We start from the raw sequence: 1,033 nt of genomic DNA, 5'->3' as shown, positions 1-1,033 counted from the left end.
GTGCTTACCAGTGTCTGGGTCGGCATGGATAACTTCTCCTCCCTGGGTCGCTGGGAGTTTGGAGCCAATGCCGCTCTTCCCATCTGGATCAGTTACATGAAAACCGCTCTGGCAGATCAACCGATAAGACGCCTGCCTCAGCCAGCAGGCATAGAAACGGTTCGAATTGATCCAAGAACAGGACAGCTGGCAAAGCAAGGCGATCCTGAAGCCATTTTCGAAGTGTTCAGGAAAGAAAATACACCCAAGAGGCTGAGCGAGGGAAGGAGTCCCTCCCCGGAAGATAGCGGCTCACTCAAACCGGAAGATTTGTTCTAAGATTCCGTCGCGCCCGGAGGTTCTGACTTTTTTGCCAGTTCTGATCGGGCCAGGCTTCAGGAACCCAAAAAAGCCCGCACCTGAAAACCAGGCCGGGCTTTTTTAACAACTGAATCTCAGGCTTATATATCGTCCAGAGACTGCAGAGGATAATGGGCAGGATAAGGCTGACGGGCTACCCCAGAATCTACAGCAGCCTTTGCCACTGCGGCAGCAACAGAACCCAGCAGACGAGGATCAGTCGGTTTGGGAATGATGTATTCCGGGCCAAAGCTCAGCTCGGCTCCCTCATAGGCATCAATGACCTCCTGAACGACTGCTTCCTTAGCCAGTTCACGAATAGCGTGAACAGCAGCCACCTTCATCTCTTCATTGATACGACTGGCACGAACATCCAGAGCACCACGGAAGATGAACGGAAAGCCAAGTACGTTATTCACCTGATTTGGATAGTCAGACCGACCTGTTGCCATGATGACATCAGAGCGTACTTTTTTGGCCAGCTCCGGACGAATTTCAGGATCAGGGTTGGCACAGGCAAATACAATAGGATTCTCAGCCATCCTTGCCAGCTGATCCGAAGACAGCAGGTCAGGGCCAGACAACCCCAGGAAAGCATCAGCCCCATTAATAGCGTCGTCCAGGTTACGGCAATCTGTCTCAACCGCAAACAAGGCCTTGTACTGGTTAAGGTCATCACGCTCTGTGTGAATAA

The 1,033-nt window shown here is 52.0% G+C and carries 1 protein-coding gene and 1 pseudogene; one reads left to right on the top strand and one right to left on the bottom strand.

Annotated elements, in window-relative coordinates; all coding sequences use genetic code 11:
- Positions 1-318 (top strand): annotated as a pseudogene (locus KDK16_RS01090) (peptidase); the annotation flags it as partial.
- A 122-nt stretch (positions 319-440) separates the two neighbouring features.
- Here the strand turns inward: KDK16_RS01090 and KDK16_RS01085 are convergent.
- Positions 441-1,033: malic enzyme-like NAD(P)-binding protein (locus tag KDK16_RS01085; protein ID WP_306670683.1), on the bottom strand; the 593-nt coding region annotated here is incomplete at its 5' end.

The sequence above is a fragment of the Endozoicomonas sp. SESOKO4 genome (genome assembly GCF_024606275.1).
The sequence above is the reverse complement of the archived record's forward strand: the minus strand, read 5'-3'. Positions and strand labels throughout refer to the sequence as shown.